The sequence below is a fragment of the Actinopolymorpha alba DSM 45243 genome, from assembly GCF_000373925.1.
GTDB lineage: Bacteria > Actinomycetota > Actinomycetes > Propionibacteriales > Actinopolymorphaceae > Actinopolymorpha > Actinopolymorpha alba.
Genome location: NZ_KB892745.1, coordinates 42518 through 58392 on the forward strand (window position 1 = coordinate 42518; position 15875 = coordinate 58392).

The 15875-nt window shown below is 68.8% G+C and carries 15 protein-coding genes and 1 pseudogene; 6 read left to right on the forward strand and 10 right to left on the reverse strand.

What is annotated here, in order from left to right:
* Window positions 1-10 precede the first annotated feature (10 nt).
* The 3 genes from B141_RS0111080 (at window position 11) to B141_RS0111090 (ending at window position 3907) form a co-directional block, all read left to right on the forward strand.
* Entirely contained in the window at window positions 11-274 is a 264-nt protein-coding gene (locus B141_RS0111080; protein WP_020575232.1) for a UBP-type zinc finger domain-containing protein, read from the forward strand.
* Window positions 275-485: 211 nt separating this feature from the next.
* Entirely contained in the window at window positions 486-3023 is a 2538-nt protein-coding gene (locus B141_RS0111085; RefSeq protein ID WP_040421004.1) for a M14 family metallopeptidase, read from the forward strand.
* A 152-nt stretch (window positions 3024-3175) separates the two neighbouring features.
* Window positions 3176-3907 carry a GNAT family N-acetyltransferase gene (locus B141_RS0111090; RefSeq protein WP_020575234.1) on the forward strand — a complete coding sequence of 244 codons (732 nt, stop codon included), beginning with the start codon at window positions 3176-3178 and terminating at the stop codon, window positions 3905-3907.
* 33 nt (window positions 3908-3940) lie between these two features.
* Here the strand turns inward: B141_RS0111090 and B141_RS40060 are convergent, their stop codons facing one another.
* Genes B141_RS40060 through B141_RS52760 form a run of 4 tightly spaced genes read right to left on the reverse strand, consistent with a single transcriptional unit; the run spans window position 3941 to window position 7087 of the window.
* The gene (locus B141_RS40060; RefSeq protein ID WP_020575235.1) at window positions 3941-4594 is read right to left on the reverse strand and encodes a DUF1707 SHOCT-like domain-containing protein; all 654 of its coding nucleotides are present in this window, start codon (window positions 4592-4594) and stop codon (window positions 3941-3943) included.
* 54 nt (window positions 4595-4648) lie between these two features.
* Window positions 4649-5611, reverse strand: coding sequence for an FAD-dependent oxidoreductase (locus tag B141_RS0111100; RefSeq protein ID WP_020575236.1), 963 nt, complete (start codon window positions 5609-5611; stop codon window positions 4649-4651).
* A 32-nt stretch (window positions 5612-5643) separates the two neighbouring features.
* Entirely contained in the window at window positions 5644-6492 is an 849-nt protein-coding gene (locus tag B141_RS47310) for an HNH endonuclease signature motif containing protein (protein WP_420313586.1), read from the reverse strand.
* A complete protein-coding gene (locus B141_RS52760) occupies window positions 6461-7087 on the reverse strand; it encodes a DUF222 domain-containing protein (protein WP_420313587.1) in 627 nt (208 codons plus the stop codon). The genes B141_RS47310 and B141_RS52760 overlap by 32 nt, the downstream gene beginning before the upstream one ends.
* Before the next feature lie 52 nt (window positions 7088-7139).
* On the opposite strand from B141_RS52760, the gene B141_RS50260 reads away from it, so the two are divergent.
* The gene (locus B141_RS50260; protein ID WP_020575239.1) at window positions 7140-7313 is read left to right on the forward strand and encodes a hypothetical protein; all 174 of its coding nucleotides are present in this window, start codon (window positions 7140-7142) and stop codon (window positions 7311-7313) included.
* On the opposite strand, the pseudogene B141_RS52765 reads toward B141_RS50260, so the two are convergent.
* Together B141_RS52765 and B141_RS0111120 are read right to left on the reverse strand one after the other, a co-directional pair.
* Window positions 7307-7594: pseudogene (locus tag B141_RS52765) on the reverse strand (DNA glycosylase AlkZ-like family protein); the annotation flags it as partial. The gene B141_RS50260 and the pseudogene B141_RS52765 overlap by 7 nt on opposite strands.
* 15 nt (window positions 7595-7609) lie before the next feature.
* Window positions 7610-8440 (reverse strand): phytanoyl-CoA dioxygenase family protein, encoded by an 831-nt coding sequence (locus tag B141_RS0111120; protein ID WP_237742676.1) that lies wholly within the window; start codon window positions 8438-8440, stop codon window positions 7610-7612.
* 105 nt (window positions 8441-8545) lie between these two features.
* Here B141_RS0111120 and B141_RS0111125 point away from each other — a divergent pair, with 105 nt between their 5' ends.
* Window positions 8546-9496 carry a helix-turn-helix domain-containing protein gene (locus B141_RS0111125; RefSeq protein ID WP_020575241.1) on the forward strand — a complete coding sequence of 317 codons (951 nt, stop codon included), beginning with the start codon at window positions 8546-8548 and terminating at the stop codon, window positions 9494-9496.
* A 51-nt stretch (window positions 9497-9547) separates the two neighbouring features.
* Here the strand turns inward: B141_RS0111125 and nucS are convergent, their stop codons facing one another.
* Window positions 9548-10225 (reverse strand): endonuclease NucS, encoded by a 678-nt coding sequence (gene nucS, locus B141_RS0111130; protein WP_020575242.1) that lies wholly within the window; start codon window positions 10223-10225, stop codon window positions 9548-9550.
* 169 nt (window positions 10226-10394) lie between these two features.
* On the opposite strand from nucS, the gene B141_RS0111135 reads away from it, so the two are divergent.
* A complete protein-coding gene (locus B141_RS0111135) occupies window positions 10395-12683 on the forward strand; it encodes a hypothetical protein (RefSeq protein ID WP_020575243.1) in 2289 nt (762 codons plus the stop codon).
* Window positions 12684-12728: 45 nt separating this feature from the next.
* Here the strand turns inward: B141_RS0111135 and B141_RS0111140 are convergent, their stop codons facing one another.
* Genes B141_RS0111140 through B141_RS0111150 form a run of 3 tightly spaced genes read right to left on the reverse strand, consistent with a single transcriptional unit; the run spans window position 12729 to window position 15830 of the window.
* Window positions 12729-13700, reverse strand: coding sequence for a ketose-bisphosphate aldolase (locus tag B141_RS0111140; RefSeq protein ID WP_020575244.1), 972 nt, complete (start codon window positions 13698-13700; stop codon window positions 12729-12731).
* A gap of 47 nt (window positions 13701-13747) precedes the next feature.
* Complete coding sequence (locus B141_RS0111145; RefSeq protein WP_202805737.1) at window positions 13748-14377, reverse strand: class II aldolase/adducin family protein; 630 nt, start codon at window positions 14375-14377, stop codon at window positions 13748-13750.
* Window positions 14361-15830, reverse strand: coding sequence for an FGGY-family carbohydrate kinase (locus B141_RS0111150; RefSeq protein ID WP_020575246.1), 1470 nt, complete (start codon window positions 15828-15830; stop codon window positions 14361-14363). Before B141_RS0111150 ends, B141_RS0111145 begins: the two co-directional genes overlap by 17 nt.
* Between the last annotated feature and the right edge of the window lie 45 nt (window positions 15831-15875).

Sequence of the window (15875 nt, forward strand, 5' to 3'; positions counted from 1 at the left end):
GGGAGGACGCATGAACCCGTGCGCACACCTGGTCGAGGCGCCGACTGAGGCGCCGACCCAGGAGACCGAAGGCTGCGAAGGTTGTCTGGCCGAAGGAAGGGACGACTGGGTCCATCTGCGTATGTGCCTGAGCTGTGGCTACGTCGGCTGCTGCGACTCCTCGCCCCGGCGGCATGCGACCACCCATTTCATGGAGACGGGGCATCCGGTCATGCGCTCGTTCGAGCCGGGCGAGACGTGGCGTTGGTGCTATCTGGATGAACGCCTCGGTTAGGGCCGTTAACCAGCGAACGTCTTCGTAGCGACTGTCACACGCCCGACACGGCCGCACCGGCGAGGGCCGGCCAGGTGTGGTCATGCCCCCGCATCGGCTTTACGGTGCGGGAAGTGGGGTGTACGAGTGGGAACATCCTGACGCCGAATCGCGGAGGACAGGTATGTTCCGTTCCGTTCGTGCGCTCCTCTGTTTGGTTGCCGTGGCCGCGATGTTCGTGCCCATCCAGCAGTCGGTTTCACCGACGCGGGCGGCAGCTGCCCGAGCCGTTCCGACACCGGAGTCGGTGATCGGCTGGAAACCCTGTACTGACTACAAGATGGCGACCTACGAGCAGATCGCCGACTACTACCGGAAGCTTGACCGGGCAAGCGACCGGATGCGGCTCTTCGATATCGGAAAGAGTAGCGAGGGCCGCGATCTACTGCTCGCGGTCATCTCCTCCGAACAAAACCTCAAGCCGGCGAACCTCGAACGCTACAAGGACATCGCGCGCCGGCTCGCGCTGGCCAAGGATCTGACCCCGGGCGAGGCGCAGCGGCTTGCCGAGCAGGGCAAGACCATCGCCTGGGTCGACTTCGGGATCCACGCGACCGAGACCGCGCCCACGCAGGAGGCGCCGGACTTCGCCTACCAGTTGGTTTCGGGGGAGACCAAGGAACTCCGTGAGATCCGGGAGAACGTCATCACGCTCGTCGTTCCCAATCTCAATCCCGACGGCGGAACGCAGGTCACGGAGTGGTACCGCGAGCACAAGGAAAAGCCGTGGGAACTCCGGCTGCCCGAGCTTTACCAGAAGTACGCCGGCCACGACAACAACCGTGACTGGTACATGTTCAACCTCCCAGAATCCCGGGCGATCGCGGATCAGCTCTACCGTGAGTGGTTCCCGCAGATCGTCCACAACCAGCACCAGTCGGGTCCGTATCCGTCGCGGATCTTCGTTCCGCCGTTCGAGGATCCAGTGAATCCCAACATCCCTCCCGAGGTGACGCGGGGCGTCAACCTGGTTGGTGACGCGATGACCCGGCGGCTCACCTCCGAAGGAAAACCGGGTGCGGTGTCGCGGATCTCGTTCGACATGTGGTGGAACGGCGGTATGCGGTCCGCGCCGTATTACCACAACATGATCGGCATCCTGACCGAGACCTCGCACAATTCGCCGACGCCGGCGTTCAACGATCCGGCGAAATTCCCCGCGACGTTCGAGAACGGCGAGTCGACGAAGATTCCGTCGGTGTCGTATCCCGATCCCTACCAGGGCGGGTGGTGGCACATGAGCCAGAGCTGCGAATATGTCAGTTCGACCTCGCTCGCCATGCTCGACCTGGCCAATGAGAAGCGCACCGAATGGCTCGAGGGCATTTATCGCATGGGGCGGGCCGCGATTGGTGCGGGCGCTGACGAGACCTACGTCATTCCCGCCGACCAGGCCGACGTTCCCACCGCGGTGAAGCTGGTCAACACCCTGCGTCGCGGCGGCGTCGAGATCGAGCAGGCCACGGCGGCGTTCGAGGCGGGCGGGCGCACCTATCCCGCCGGGAGTTTCCTGGTCCGCGGCGCGCAGGCGTTCCGGCCGTATCTCGCCGACCTGCTCAACCCGCAGGTGTATCCGGAACGCCGGGCCTGCCCGACGTGCCCGCTGGACGAGCCGTACGACATCACCGGGTACACCCTCTCGCTGCAGATGGGTGTCGATGTCGACAAGTTCGGCGAGCGGGTGGCCGCGCCGACCAAGGCGGTCAGCTGGGCGCAGCCGCCGGCGGGGACCGTCAGCGCTGGTCCGGCTGCGGCGTACGCTCTCGACTCGCGTGTCAACGACACCTTTACAGCGGTGGCGAAGGTGCTCGCGGCCGGCGATCAGGTGCGGCGGACCACCGGCACGGTTACTACCGACCAGGGTTCCTGGCCGGCCGGGACCTTCCTCGTGACCGCCACCCCGGAGAGCCGCTCCCGGCTCGAACAACTCGCGAGCAAGCTGGGCCTGCGGGTCGGGACCGTCACCGAGATTCCCGCGACGGCCAAGCCGGTAAGCGCGCCGCGGGTGGGTCTCTACCAGGCGTGGGGAAGCGGCTTCTACGACGAGGGCTGGACGAGGTACATCTTCGACACGTTCGAGATCCCCTATGCCCGGCTCCAGGACGCCGCCATCCGCGCCGGCAACCTGCGGGAGAAGTACGACGTGATCGTCCTGCCCGATGCGACCTACCGGTCGATGCGTGACGGCAACGCCGCCGGGTCGATGCCCGCGGAGTACACCGGCGGGATGAGCCCGCAGGGTGTCGCGAACCTCGAGGCGTTCGTGAAGGCTGGCGGCACCCTGGTCGCGATGGACTCGGCCACGCAACTGCCGATCCAGGCGTTCGGCCTTCCGGTGAAGGACGTCACGGCTGGGGTTTCTGAGGAGAAGCTGTACATCCCAGGCTCGCTTTTGCGGGTGAACGTCGACAACACGACACCTCTGGGGTACGGCATGCCGGAGAGGTCCTTCGCCTTCTTCTCGCAGAGTCCGGCGTTCGAACTGCAGGGTGACGGTGCGGCTACCACGGCGCGCTACCCGTCGCAGGACCTGCTCGCGAGCGGCTGGATTCTCGGCGAGGAGATCCTCGCGAACACCACCGCCGTGGCGGACGTCGCCTACGGCGATGGGCAGGTGGCGTTGCTGGGCTTCCGGACTCAGCATCGCGCGCAGGCACACGGCACGTACAAGCTGTTGTTCAACGCGTTGTATCTCGGCTCGGCCGGATAGGAAACTCGCCGGAGAGGACGACGCCGCTGGAGAGGGCGGCCCGATCCGGCCGCTGTGATCTAAATCCTGGGCGATTGCGCAGAATGGGTGGATAGGGTGATCCGCGTGCCCTACTCCACCCCTTCTGCCGCCCTGCCCGAGGTGACGGTCCGATGACTGACGTCGCGGACGCTTTGGCGCGCGCCGAGGCCGCGCTGACCGAGATCCCGGCAGATTCGGGCGTCAGCGCGGTGGTGGCGGGAATCCCGTGCGTGAGTTACCCCCTCAAGCAGGCCTGGGCCACCCAGGCGAAGGCGATGGTCCCGCCGCGGCCGGCCGCGCTCGACGCCGCCCTCGAGTGGGTTTCAGGGCACGCGGACGTGCCCGGACTCTGGGCGGTGATGACCCGGGGCCGGCACGTGACCCAGCCGGTCTTCACCGAACGCGGTCTCACGCCGTGGCTGGAGCTGCCGGTTCTCCTGCTCGGTGGCGCCGATCGGCTCGCGAGCGTTCCCCACGTGCAGGGCCTGGAGGTTTCCCTCGCGACCAGTCCGGCGGAGTTCCTGGCGGTGTACGGCGAGGAGCTGACGCCCCTGGTGTCGCCCGCCAGCCTGGCCGCGCCGTCGTACCACCATCTCGTCGGCCGGGTCGACGGCGTGCCGGTCGCCTGCGCACAGGTCCGCGAGGTCGCGGGCACCGCGTACATCTCGGCGATCACGGTCGTCCCCGGCGCGCGGGGCAGGGGCTTCGGCTCGGCGATCTCCGCGGCCGCCACGCGCTACGCGCTCGGGCTCCGGCCGCGGGCGGTGTGGCTGTGCGCGCAGAAGGACCTGCACAGGATGTATGGGCGATTGGGCTTCCGGCCGGTCGACGTTCACGTCCAGTTGCGCACCGACGGGGACTGACCGGCCGAACGCCTGGCCGGCGGTGGCTCAGGCTCAGAGCTCCAGGCCACGCTCGAGTTGCTTGGCCGCGCGGCGGGCCTCCTTGAGTGGTTTGCCGCGGCTTTCGGTGGGCAGTCGCCAGACGTCGATGCCGCCCATCAGGGAGTAGGCCCGGATCCGGATGAGTGGCGCACCGTGGCGGGCGGGCCGCCGGCTGCCGCGTTCGTCATTGCCGCCCATGAGCGAGAAGCCTTCGACGACGACCTCGACGCTGTCGGGCACGTAGATGTCGGTGCCGCCCATGACCGCGAACGCGTTGATCACGAGTTCGTCGCCGTCGACCTCGGCGTCGCGGAGGTCGAGGTTGTCGCCGCCCATGATGGCGATCGTGTTGACGCTTCCGCTGAGCCGGAAGCGGCCCCGCCGGTTGGAGCCGCCCATGATGGCGACGAACCAGCGGGTGACCTTGCGCCGAACCTTCGGCGGCGTGATCCGCTCCGGAAGGTCACGGGTGAGGACGGCGAGTTCGGCGTGGGTCTTGGCGTGGTAGGCGTGGTGGGCGCGCTCCTCGAGCTCGGCGAGGGTCAGGCGGCCGGCGGCGGCGTGCTCGCTCAGCAACTCAACGACGCGTTCGCGTTCGGAGTCGGAGGCGCGGATTGGCTGGGCGGCGGGTAGCTGCTCGCTGGGCGGCGGGCGTTCGTCGTCCACGGTGGCTCCTTGGGTGAACTTCCTAGCCGGGCCCCGGAACGGTGAAAGGGACGGTCAAGCCGGAACGCGTTCCTGGACGAGGGCGATCACGTCATCCGCGCAGCCCCAGGACATGGTAACGCCCGCACCACCGTGTCCGTAGCAATGAACAACGACCCTACCGCCGCCCGTGTCCTCGGCTTCGAGTCGCACGCTCGGGCGCGCTGGACGGAGCCCGACCCGGTGCCGGAGCACCCGCGCGCCGGCCAGGGCCGGCACCAGGCGTTCGGCCACGGTCAGGATCGCACGCGCGGTCTCCTCCCGCGGCCGGGTGTCCCAGTCGCCCTCCTCGGCGGTGCCGCCGACCACGATGTCGTGGAGCCGGGGTACGACGTACACGGGGCGGCTGGGCTCGGAGTCGTCCACCCACCACTCGGACAGGCCGATCTGCTCGACCTGGCAGATCTGCCCGCGGACCGGCGTCAGCGTCCGGTCGTCGGCGAGCCGGCGCGCGGCCAGGCCGGCGCAGTTGATCACGACCTGCGCGGCATTGGGGAGTGCGCTCAGCGCGTGCCGGGTGAGGGTGCCGCCAAGGCGTTCGAGGCGGGTGACCAGCCAGGGGAGGTAGACGCTCATGTCGACGACCGGCGCCTCGAACTCCCAGCCCCCGGCGTACCCCGACGGCGGTCGGCTCACCGGCCGCAGATCGGGGACGGCCTCGGCCCACCAGGGCTGGGGGATCTCCGCGCGGGTGAGCTCGCGGCCGGTGCGCATGCGTACGCCGGCGCCTGGCTCGACCTCCGCCAGCCGGGCGAACTCCGCGTACGCCCTCGCCGACCACGCCGTGACCCGGTCCTGCGGGAGGGCGCGGTAGGGGTACCAGACGGCCGCCGCCACCGCGGACGTGGTTTCGAGGGGAAGATCGCGGGCGAGGACGTGGACGTCATAACCTGCTTCGGCCAGGCGTACGGCACAGGTCAGGCCGACCACGCCAGCCCCGATGACGATCACCCGGGTGCGGGTGGGGAGTCCGGCCATAGTTCGATGATGCAGGTTCGCCTTGACAGGGTTCAAGCTTCAGCCCTTCCTGCCCAGAATGGCGTGCCGGCTTCTTCCCGCGTAAGTCCTGGACTGCTTGGACTCGTCCGGTTGGTGAGGTGGTCGGCGACGGTCCGGCGTCCGGGTCCCTGTTGGTTGGGGTTTGCCTGTTGTGGGATCGTGCCGCCTGGCAGGGGATCGCGGTCCACGTCGTACGTGTGTCCGAGCGGGCTTTGTGCTCGCATGGTTCCCGATTCTTGGCGGGTCCACCACCAGCCGCCTTCGTGTTTGGCGCGGTGGTGGCGTTTGCAGAGCATCGTCAGGTTGCACGCGCAGGTGGTCCCGCCGTTGCGGTGTTCGAAGGTGTGGTCTGCTTCGCATTTCGCCGCTGGCCGTTCGCAGCCGGGGTGGCGGCAGGTGCGGTCCCGTGTTTGCACGAATTCGCGCTGTTTCTTGGTTGGCCGGTAGGCGCTGCGCTGGTGGTAGACGACCACACCGTCTTCGGTGACGGTCCAGCAGTACTCGAACCCCGCTTCGGCCGCTTTGATGATGTCGGCGATCACCTCGGGTGAGACGGGTCCGAAGTCCTTCAGGTCACCCGGCTCGTACCCGGCCTCGCCAGCTTCATCACTTGTCTTGCCAGCGGCGGCTTTCAGCCAGGTGTCGAGTGGGGCGACGAGTTCGACCTTGACGGCCATGCCGCCCGTGTCCAGATGCCGGCCGCATAGCAGGTCGAGGAAGACGTCGACTTCGATTTCGTCGAGGTAGCGGTCATCCCCGCCGGCCTTGAGATGCTCACTCATCTCCTTGATGAACGCCTTCGCTTGGACGACGCTCTCCAGCGGTAGGTCATAACCGAAGATACTCGCGACCCCGTTCACACCGGCACTGAACTTGATGCGACGCTCGCGTTTCGCTGCCTTCCGCCGCTCCTCGGCACCCACCGGATCCAGCGCCACCACATTCCCCTTCAACCGGCGCTCGATCTGCTGCCGGGTCAGGTCCGGCGCCTTCGACAGGATCCACTCCTCCGCCTGCGGGCAAGCTCATCGGACAGGAAGCTGGTTCGGAGGCGATCTCCCGCGCCTTGTTCACATCAATCCGACCCGCCTCCAGAGCGGCACGGGTACCAGGGAGGCGGGCGGTCAGGTCAAGCGCCAAACACAGCTCACGATCAGCCGAACCGGGCGCCAACGTCAGGGCGGCGCCGATCTCAACCGAAGCGAACTCGCTGCAGGTATCAAGGAGTTCTGGTGGCGCATCTTCGCCACCCATCGGTGACCGCGCCACGTAGAACATCGCCTCGTACATGCGGCACGACGCCCACGACGCCTGACGCTGCCACGCCTGCATCACCACGACCCGCGCGTAGCCGTTCACTGCATTCAAATCGATAGCCGCCAGCGTGGCGGCAAGCTCAGGACCGGGCGCGGCCTCAGCCAACGCCGACACATCAACATCCCCGTGGTCGAACATGTGTCCCAGTATAACGAAGGAACGATCACCTCGCAGAGACCAGAATCTCCTTGTGGATAAGCTGAATCTGACCGCTGGTGACCCGAGTGGTACGAAGACGCGCGACTCTGCGGGCTCAGGCCTTCCACTCCAGCCGCAGGTCCTTGCCGAGGTAGGCAGCCAAGCGGTCGGCTTCGCGTTCCGCGCCTCGGCGAACCTTCGCCGGCAGCGCACGTTCGCGGAGTGAGCCAGGCGCGGGATGCGCTGGTGGGAGCGCCGCCAGGATCTGGTCAAGTTCCGTAGCGACACAGGCTTGCGGAAGTGCTGGCGGGTGCGCTGCGCCGCCTGCCAGAGCGCGAACTCCTGTGCTGGAAGGAGATGGTGGGTCCCGCGCATCGCCCAGGTCTTGATGAGCGAGCGATCCTCAGACAGTGCCCGCGCCACGGTGTCGCGCGCAAGCCCGTCGACCCGGGCGGCGTACGACCCGCTGAAGAGTTCGACGGCATCCCGCACGATCGCGGAGCACACCTGGCTGTTGCGACCTCAGTGCGGCCCGGCGATCGCGGTCTCCGTACCGCAGGGGCCCCCGCCGATGCTCTCGGCCAGGACGACGGGCTCGCCGTCCATCGTGAGCGTGGGGTACCACCTCGCGATCCGTTCCGTCGAGCGCCCGATGTAGTGGCAGATGAACGAACGCCGGAACCGGTCGGTCGTGGCGTTCGGCCCCGACCCGTGCACCAGGCTGCCGTTGAAGAAGAGGACGTCTCCCGGCTCCATGTCCACCGGGACCGGCGCGAGTCCAGGCGGCGGCGGGACGTACTCCCGGGTGAACGACACCTCGGGATCGGCGTCCTCGGGACAGAACACGTCCATCCGGTGGGTACCCGGCACCACCTCGAGCCCGCCGTTCTCGCGGTCGATGACGTCGCACGCCACCCAGGCGGCGATGCAGGTGCCCGGCTCCACGCGCAGGTAGAAGTTGTCCTGGTGCAGCGCCTGCCCACGGGCGCCAGGCGGCTTGAAGTAGAACATGCTCTGTGCCGCCAGCGGCTCCTCACCCAGCAGGTCGGCGAGGATCGCGCCGATCCGCGGGTCGAGCAGGTAACGCCGCGCCAGGTCGTTGACCTCGTGCGGATGCATCATCCGCGGGTACGCGCGGAGGACGTCGTACGGCTCGCCGGGCGTGGCGGGCACCGGCTCGAAGTGTCCCGGGATCGGTCCCGCGGCGTGCAGCGCCATGAACTCGTCCCGGATCTGCGCGGCCTCCTCCGGGGAGAAGAGCGCACGGACAACCGCGAAGCCGTCGTCCGCGAACCGCTGGCGTTCGACGTCCGGGAGCGCGCTCATCGGCGCTGGCGGGTGGACGGTGGTCATGGTGGGTGCCTCCTCGGCTGGGTACCTTCGTGGCGTCGGCTCCGTCGCCTCGCTCAGGCTGGTGTCTTTCGACCGTAGATTCCGCGTGGGAGTAAGGGGATATCCGTGACCGCTGACGACCTGCCGGATCCTGCTGCGGACCTCCAGGTCCACCTCACGCCGGCCCCGTCGGCGGAGCTTCTCGTCGCGGCGAGGTTCGATGTCGGCGCGGGGTATGTCGTCCACCGGGACCGGGGCGCGCCGAGCTGGCTCCTGACCTGGACGGTCGACGGGGCTGGCCGGTTCCGGCAAGGCGGTATTGACGTACGCGCGGGGCCCGGTGACCTCGTGGCCCTCGGTCCGGGAATCGCGCACAGCTATGCGGCCGAGCCGGGTGAGCGGCCGTGGTCCTTCTGGTGGGTGCACTGCCAGGCCCGCCCGTCATGGCAGGCATGGCTGCGCCCGTACGCCGTGGGCGGCCGGGTCTATCACGTACCCGGCGTACCCACCGTCGTTCACAACCGGATCGGGGAGGCGTTCCGGCGCCTCCACGCGGACGCGAGATGGCCAGCCCACGGTCCGCTCCCCGACGCGGTCAGCCGCGATGCCCGGGAGGCGTGGCTCGTGGTCGCGGCCGGAACGCCGGCCCGCGAGCTCGCCCTGGGCCGGGTCGAGGAGGTGGTGGTGCTCGCGACCAGCACGGCCAGCATCGACCGGGGCGAGCCGATGGGGGAGGACGGCATCGATCCTCGGGTACGCCGGGTCGAGGCGCTCCTCACGGCAGACCCGGCCGCGCCGCACACGATCCGTTCGCTGGCGGAGCACGTCGCGCTCTCGCCGTCGCGGCTGGCGCACCTCTTCTCAGCGCAGACCGGGCGTACGCCGATGCAGGCACTCCGGGACGCGCGGCTTGGGCGGGCAGCCCGCCTCCTCGAAGCGACCGACCTCCCCATCGGGAGTGTGGCCGCGTCGGCGGGGTTCGGTAGCGCGTTCCACTTCAGCCGGATCTTCCGGGCGCGGTTCGGCGTACCGCCGGGCGCCTACCGGCGTGGGCGGGGGAGCGCGCGGCCTGAATGATCACGTATACGTGATCATTCAGGCCGCCATCTGAATAAGGGACAGCCGCGTTCAGAACAACCGCATCGACGGGTCGTCGAGGCCGCGGAGCGCGTCGTAGTCGACCGCAACGCAGTCGATACCGCGATCTCCGGCGAGCACCCGGGCCTGCGGTTTGATCTCCTGCGCGGCGAAGACCCCGCGGACCGGTGCGAGGAGCGGGTCGCGGTTGAGCAGCTCGAGGTACCTCGTGAGCTGCTCGACTCCGTCGATCTCCCCGCGCCGCTTCACCTCGACCGCGACGGCGGCGCCGCCCGCGTCCCGGCAGAGCAGGTCGACCGGCCCGATCGCGGTGGGGTACTCCCGGCGGACCAGACTCCAGCCCTCTCCGAGCGTGTGCGGGTGTTCGGCGAGCAACTCCTGCAGGTGGGCTTCGACGCCGTCCTTCTGCAGCCCAGGGTCGACGCCCAGATCGTGGGTGGAGTCGTGGAGGACCTCGTTGATGGTGATGATCAGCTGGCCGCCGTCCTTGCCGGTGACGGTCCACCGCAGTGGCTGGTCGCCGTCGGCCGGCTGCTCGGTGAGCTTGCACGGCGGGCTCATCCAGTTCAGCGGCTTGTAGGCGCGGTCGTCGTTGTGGATCGAGACCGAACCATCGGCCTTGACGAGGATGAGTCGGGTGGCTTGCGGCAGATGGGCGGTCAGGCGGCCGACGTAGTCGACCTGGCAGGCAGCGATGACGAGGCGCACGACGGCCCAGACTAACGCTTGCCCTCCTCTTGCGGTGTTTGAGGTTTGAAGAGTCGTCTGACCTGGTCAAATGGAGAATGCGACAACTGGTCTGTTGGGTCCACGGCCGAGATTCCCGCCCAAACTCCGATCGCCTCAGACTGCTCTGAACCATATGGAGGGGGAATCCATGCGTGGTTCTCGGAAGGTGTTGCTTGCCTTGGTGGCGGGTGCCCTCGCCGTTGTCGGGATGCCGGGGGCGGCCGCCGCTCCCGGGACGCCCCAGCCGGCGTCGATGGGAGCAGCGCCCCGGGCGCCGGCCGGGAGCCATGGCCATGAAGAAGCCTCGTCCCAGACGACCGTCACGATGGCCACTCTGATCACCGGCGACCAGGTCCGTCTGACGACCCAGCCGAACGGCGCCCGAACCGCCGTACCGGTGGCACCTGCCGGCCGGAAGGCTGCGCCCGTCAGCATCCGGTTCGCCGGCGACCGGGTCGAGGCGATCCCCGCGGATGCCTGGCCACTGCTGCGCACCGGCCGGCTCGATCCGCGGTTGTTCGACGTCGCCGGTCTGGTCGCGGCGGGGTACGACAGCATGAAGGTGCACGAGATCCGGCTCCTCCTTCGACGTACGCGGGGAACGTCGCTGGCCGGCGTTCCGAAGGGAGTACGCGTCGGGCGGTCGATCGCCGGGACGCCCGAGGTGCCGGTCACGGTAGGTCTCAAGGACGTACCCGCGTTCTGGCGGTGGCTCGTCGGGAAGCGGGCCAAGACGGGGGCGAAGCCGGGACCGGGCGCCGGTGTGCTGGCGTCTGGTGTCGAGCGCGTCTCGCTCGATCTCCCGGCGAAGGGCGGCACCCACCACGCGCCCACGACCGAGGCGCCAGCGAAGGCGAAGGCGCCAGCGAAGCCGAAGGCGCCAGCGAAGCCGAAGGCGAAAAAGACGCCCTCGAACGGCACGTACCGCCTGACCTTCCGGCTCATCGACCGGAACGGCCGGCTCCTCACCAACCTCGACGACGCGTTCCTCACCCAGCCGGTCGTCCTCAACCGCGACACCGAGGACGTCATCGACCTCAACCCGGTCAGCGGCGGGATCGGAGCGGACGTACCCCGCGGTCACTACTCCTTCGGCGAGATCATCGCGACGACGTACGCCTTCAAACCCACCAGCTTCTCCCTGCTGGCAAGGCCGGACTTCGACGTGACCGGCAACCTCACCGTGACGCTGGACGCCCGGAACGCCCGCCAGGTGAAGATCAACTCCGATCACTCGGATGCGCAGCGGCTCGCGACGACGTTCGGCACCGTCGAGATGTTCGCGGGACGGCCGTGGACGACGTTGATCGCGCTGCCGGGGCCGCAGCGGTTCCCGGTCTTCGCACTGCCGACCTCGGAAGTCACGAACCGTCCGTACAACTTCGCCATGCTGCAGGTCCTGAGCGGCAGCGCGGGTACGTACGAGCTGCTCGTCGGCCGGGATCGCCGGATTCCGTCGAACCTGACCTACCGGGTGCGAGACGCCGACCTGTCGCAGGTGGACTCGAGGTTCTACACGGCCGGGACGGGCCTGGACATCAACGGCGTGTGGTTCCGGGAGGCCGAGCTACCCGGCGACGTGCAGGTCGGCCTCGGGTGGCACTACAACATCGCCCTCCCGAGCCGGCGCGTGCACCTCGCCACGACCAGCTTCGCCGGACACAAGCTGCCCTGGGCCGCCAGTCTCGACGTCCGCCGGGGCCTGGAGGAGTTGCTGTACTCCGAACTCCGCGTGCCGCGCCTCTTCCCGGCCGGCCAGCGGACGGTACGTCCGTGGAGCGCTGCCGGCTACCGCCCCGAAGGCGGCGGACTCCGGCACACGGACGGTCACATGAAGCTGTTCTTCGAGCCGTTCTCTCCCTCGGTACCCGATGCCCGGGTCATCGTCTGGGACGACGCCCGGATCGACGGCCAGAGCGTGCTCCGTCGGGAAGGCAAGGTCGTCGCCGAGTCCGATGATCCGTTCGCGCTCGACGCCGGCATGCAGCCAGCTGACCTGCTGAACTACGACCTCGACCTGCTCGGACGGCGGGACGTTTCCTGGTCGAAGTACGCCACCAGCGTGCACGGCTACTGGGAGTTCACCTGCTCCCGCCACGTCAGTGGCCCGCACGACATGAGACTGCTGAACGTCCATGCCACGGGCGCGTTCGACTTGTACGGCCGGGCGCCGGCTGGCAAGGAGTTCCGCCTGAACCTCCCGATCGAGATGATCGAGGGATCCGGCACCCCGATCTCGGCGGAGCTTGCGGTGTCGTACGACGACGGCAAGACCTGGCGCGACATCCCGACCGTCCGCGACACCTCGATCCTCTGGCACGGGATGGTCACGCACCCGAACCTTCCGGGCGGCTACGTCTCGGTCCGGATCAAGGTCAGGACGGACAACGGCCACCTGGTCAGCATGACCTCGATCCGGGCCTACGGCCTGGCCTAGGGACCCCAAGGGACCCGGGCCGGAAGCGGCCGGCGGCCGCGCCCGTTAGGAGCGCGGCCGCTTCGCCTGTCCGGCGCTGCGGAAGTCCCGCATGCGGTCCACCAGCAGCGCCCGCATCGCCTCGCGCCCCGCGCGTTCGTACCCCGCCGGATCGACGTTCAGCCCGTCGGTGGCCAGTGTCCTGCGGACCGCCGCGGTGAACGCCAGGTGGGAGTCCATGCCCTGGTTGATCTTGCGGACACCCATGCCGATCGAGCGCACCTTCTCAGCCATCGGCACGCCCCACGACTCCGGCAGCGTCCCGCCGTACGCGTTGACCTCGGCGCGCAACTCCGCGGGCAGCGTGGACGATCCGTGCATGACGAGGTGGGTGCCGCTGGTCAGGGCGTGGATCCGCTCAGTGAGGTCGAGCCGAAGCACCTCACCGTCGGGTTCGCGGTCGAACTTGTACGCCCCGTGTGAGGTGCCGATCGCCACCGCGAGCGCGTCGACTCCGGTACGCCGGACGAACTCCGCCGCCTGGTCGGGATCGGCGAGCACGATCTCCTTCGCCTCGCCGGTGCCGCCCTCGACCCCGCCGATGGTGCCGAGCTCACCCTCGACCGAGACGCCCCCCGCGTGCGCGTACTCCACCACCTCGGCGGTGACCGCGACGTTCTCTTCGAACGACGACGGGGTACGCCGGTCCGCCCGCAGGCTCCCGTCGATCATCACGCTGGTGAAGCCGGCCGCGATCGCCCGCGCACAGGTGGCGAAGTCGGGACCATGATCGAGGTGGAGGACCACCGGGACCTCGTCGTAGGTCTTGATCAGCCCGACCAGCGCACCCCAGAACCGCTCGTCGGAGGCGTGGGCGGACCCGCCGGCGATCGCCTGGACGATCACCGGTGACGCGGTGGCCGCCGCGGCGTCGAGGACGGCTTCGGCCTGGACGAGATCGGAGACGTTGAACGCACCCAGCGCGTAGTCACCGGCCGCCGCCTCGTCGAGCGCCTGCAGGAGAGTCACGAATGTCATGCGCAAGCCCTTCTTGACGGTCCTCTTTTCCTTTGGGGCATTGGTGTTTACAGGGCAGAGGTGAAGCCGAGCTTGTCGTACTCCAGCACGTGCGGCGTCCCGATCGAGAGGGCCGCGTGCTGGACCTTCGCCGCGCTCTCGACCGCGATGCTGGTCTTGAACGCGTCGCGGAGGTTCGGGCCGACGGTGAGCAGGCCGTGGTTACCCCAGATGACGGCGTTGCGCTCGCCCATGACGTCGCACATCGCCTCACCGAAGGAGGAGTTGTTGCTCTGCTGGAACGGCATGATGGGCACGGCGCCGCGGGTGTAGATCACCATGTTGACCAGGACGCCCTCGATCGGCCGCCCGAGCGCTCCGAACACGTTGGAGTAGACGGGTTCGCTGTGCACCACCGCGTTGACGTCGGGACGCCGTTGGTAGACGACCTGGTGCACCGTGACCTCAGAGGAGGGGCCGCGGTTACCTTCGAGGATGGTTCCGTCGTAGCCGACCACCACCAGGTCGTCCGGCGTCATCTTGTCGTACTCGAGATCGGTGGGTGTCACCACGATCGCGTCGTGCTCGGGCAACCGGACGCTGATGTTGCCCTGGGTGTTGAAGTTGAGGCCGTACCGCATGGACGCCAGGCAGTACTCAATGATCTCCTCGCGGAGATCCTTACTCGCCAATGACACTGGTGGTCCCTTCTGACATTGCGTGGGAGATGTCCCGCAGGAGCGGATAGAGCTGGTGGTGCCGGTCGCGTTGGCCGGCGTACCAGCTCTGGGTGGTGGCATCGGGAACGAGTGGATCGCCGGTGCGCAGTGCCGCGCCGGCCTCGGCGATCGGACCGAAGTAGCCGGTCGCCGCGCCGGCGACGAAGGCCGCGCCGCGGGCGGTGGCGTGCCCGTCCACGAGTGTCAACGCGTGGTTGGCGGCACTCGCACGGACGGCCACGGCGGCGGGGGAGGCGCCGCCGCCACCGGCACGGATGTCGTTGATGGGCACGCCCGACTTCGCCAGCAGGTCGTGGGTGCGGGCGACCTCGTAGCCGGACGCCTCGACCAGGGCCCGCACCATCTCGTCCCGCGTGGTTTCCAGCGTCAGGCCGAGGAAGGCGCCGCGCGACAGGGGATCGTTGTCGACCGTGCCGCTGCCGGCGAAGTGGGGGAGGACGAGCAGCTGGGAAGGGCGGTCAGAAAGCCGGCCGTACTCGCCGCCGAACCGGTCGACCAGCCAGTCGATCGTCGAGCCGCCCGAGGGAATCCCGGCCAGCAGGAGGTACCGGTCGGTGTCGTCGGCCGGGTAGCACGCGAAGCCTTCAGAGACGGCCTGTCCGGGCCACCCCTCGGTCACCGTGGTGAGGCACTCGCTGGTGCCGAGCGACCAGGCCGCACACGACGGCTCGCTCACGCCCATGCCCCACATCGCGCAGGCCTGGTCGTGGGCACCAGCGACCACGTCGACGGGTGCGGTGAACCCGAGTCCGCGGGCAGTGGCCTCGGGCATCCGACCCAGCACCGTGCCGACGGGTACCGCCGCGGGGAGCCGGTCAAGCGGAATGCCGGCGTGCTCGAGGATGAGCGCCGACCACTCACGAGCATGTACGTCGAACGCCATCGTGCGGGCCGCGAGGGTGTAGTCGATGGCGGGCCCGACACCGAGGCACAGGTTGACGAATCCCGACAGGCTGGTGAACGTCGTCGCGGCGTCCCAGACCCGCGGCACTCGACGCCACCACGCGATCTTGCCGACACTGAACATCGGATGCGGCGGCTGTCCGGTGAGTTCGGCCAGCCGGCTCGCGCCGACGGCACTCACCAGAGCTTCCGTCTCCTCGACGGCGCGCAGATCGACGCTGACCGGCGCGTTGTCGAGGGCTTCGCCGTCAGCGTCCACGGGCACGATCGCCTCGCCCTGGGCGGTGACGCACACCGCGGTGACCGGATCCGCCGCCAACCTGGTGTTGACATCGAGCAGGCAGCCGCGGACCGCCTCCCAGACCAGGGTGGCGTCGACCTCGACATGGCCCGGCGCCCCGCGGGTGAGGGGATACCTGCGGGTGGCCGAGGCGAGTTCGGTCGCGGATCTGTCGTACGCCGCGATCCGGCAACCGCTGGTGCCAAGATCGATCCCCACAACGCTCATGCGCGTCCTCGCTTCGCTCCGGGCGCGCATGAGGCACTTATTGCG

What these genes read in the sequence shown, in the direction of transcription:
- B141_RS0111080 (WP_020575232.1), top strand. Translation starts at nt 11, where the DNA reads ATGAACCCGTGCGCACACCTGGTCGAGGCGCCGACTGAGGCGCCGACC.
- B141_RS0111085 (WP_040421004.1), top strand. Translation starts at nt 486, where the DNA reads ATGTTCGTGCCCATCCAGCAGTCGGTTTCACCGACGCGGGCGGCAGCT.
- B141_RS0111090 (WP_020575234.1), top strand. Translation starts at nt 3,176, where the DNA reads ATGACTGACGTCGCGGACGCTTTGGCGCGCGCCGAGGCCGCGCTGACC.
- B141_RS0111100 (WP_020575236.1), bottom strand. Translation starts at nt 5,611, where the DNA reads ATGGCCGGACTCCCCACCCGCACCCGGGTGATCGTCATCGGGGCTGGC.
- B141_RS52760 (WP_420313587.1), bottom strand. Translation starts at nt 7,087, where the DNA reads ATGTTCGACCACGGGGATGTTGATGTGTCGGCGTTGGCTGAGGCCGCG.
- B141_RS0111120 (WP_237742676.1), bottom strand. Translation starts at nt 8,440, where the DNA reads ATGACCACCGTCCACCCGCCAGCGCCGATGAGCGCGCTCCCGGACGTC.
- B141_RS0111135 (WP_020575243.1), top strand. Translation starts at nt 10,395, where the DNA reads ATGCGTGGTTCTCGGAAGGTGTTGCTTGCCTTGGTGGCGGGTGCCCTC.
- B141_RS0111140 (WP_020575244.1), bottom strand. Translation starts at nt 13,700, where the DNA reads ATGACATTCGTGACTCTCCTGCAGGCGCTCGACGAGGCGGCGGCCGGT.
- B141_RS0111150 (WP_020575246.1), bottom strand. Translation starts at nt 15,830, where the DNA reads ATGAGCGTTGTGGGGATCGATCTTGGCACCAGCGGTTGCCGGATCGCG.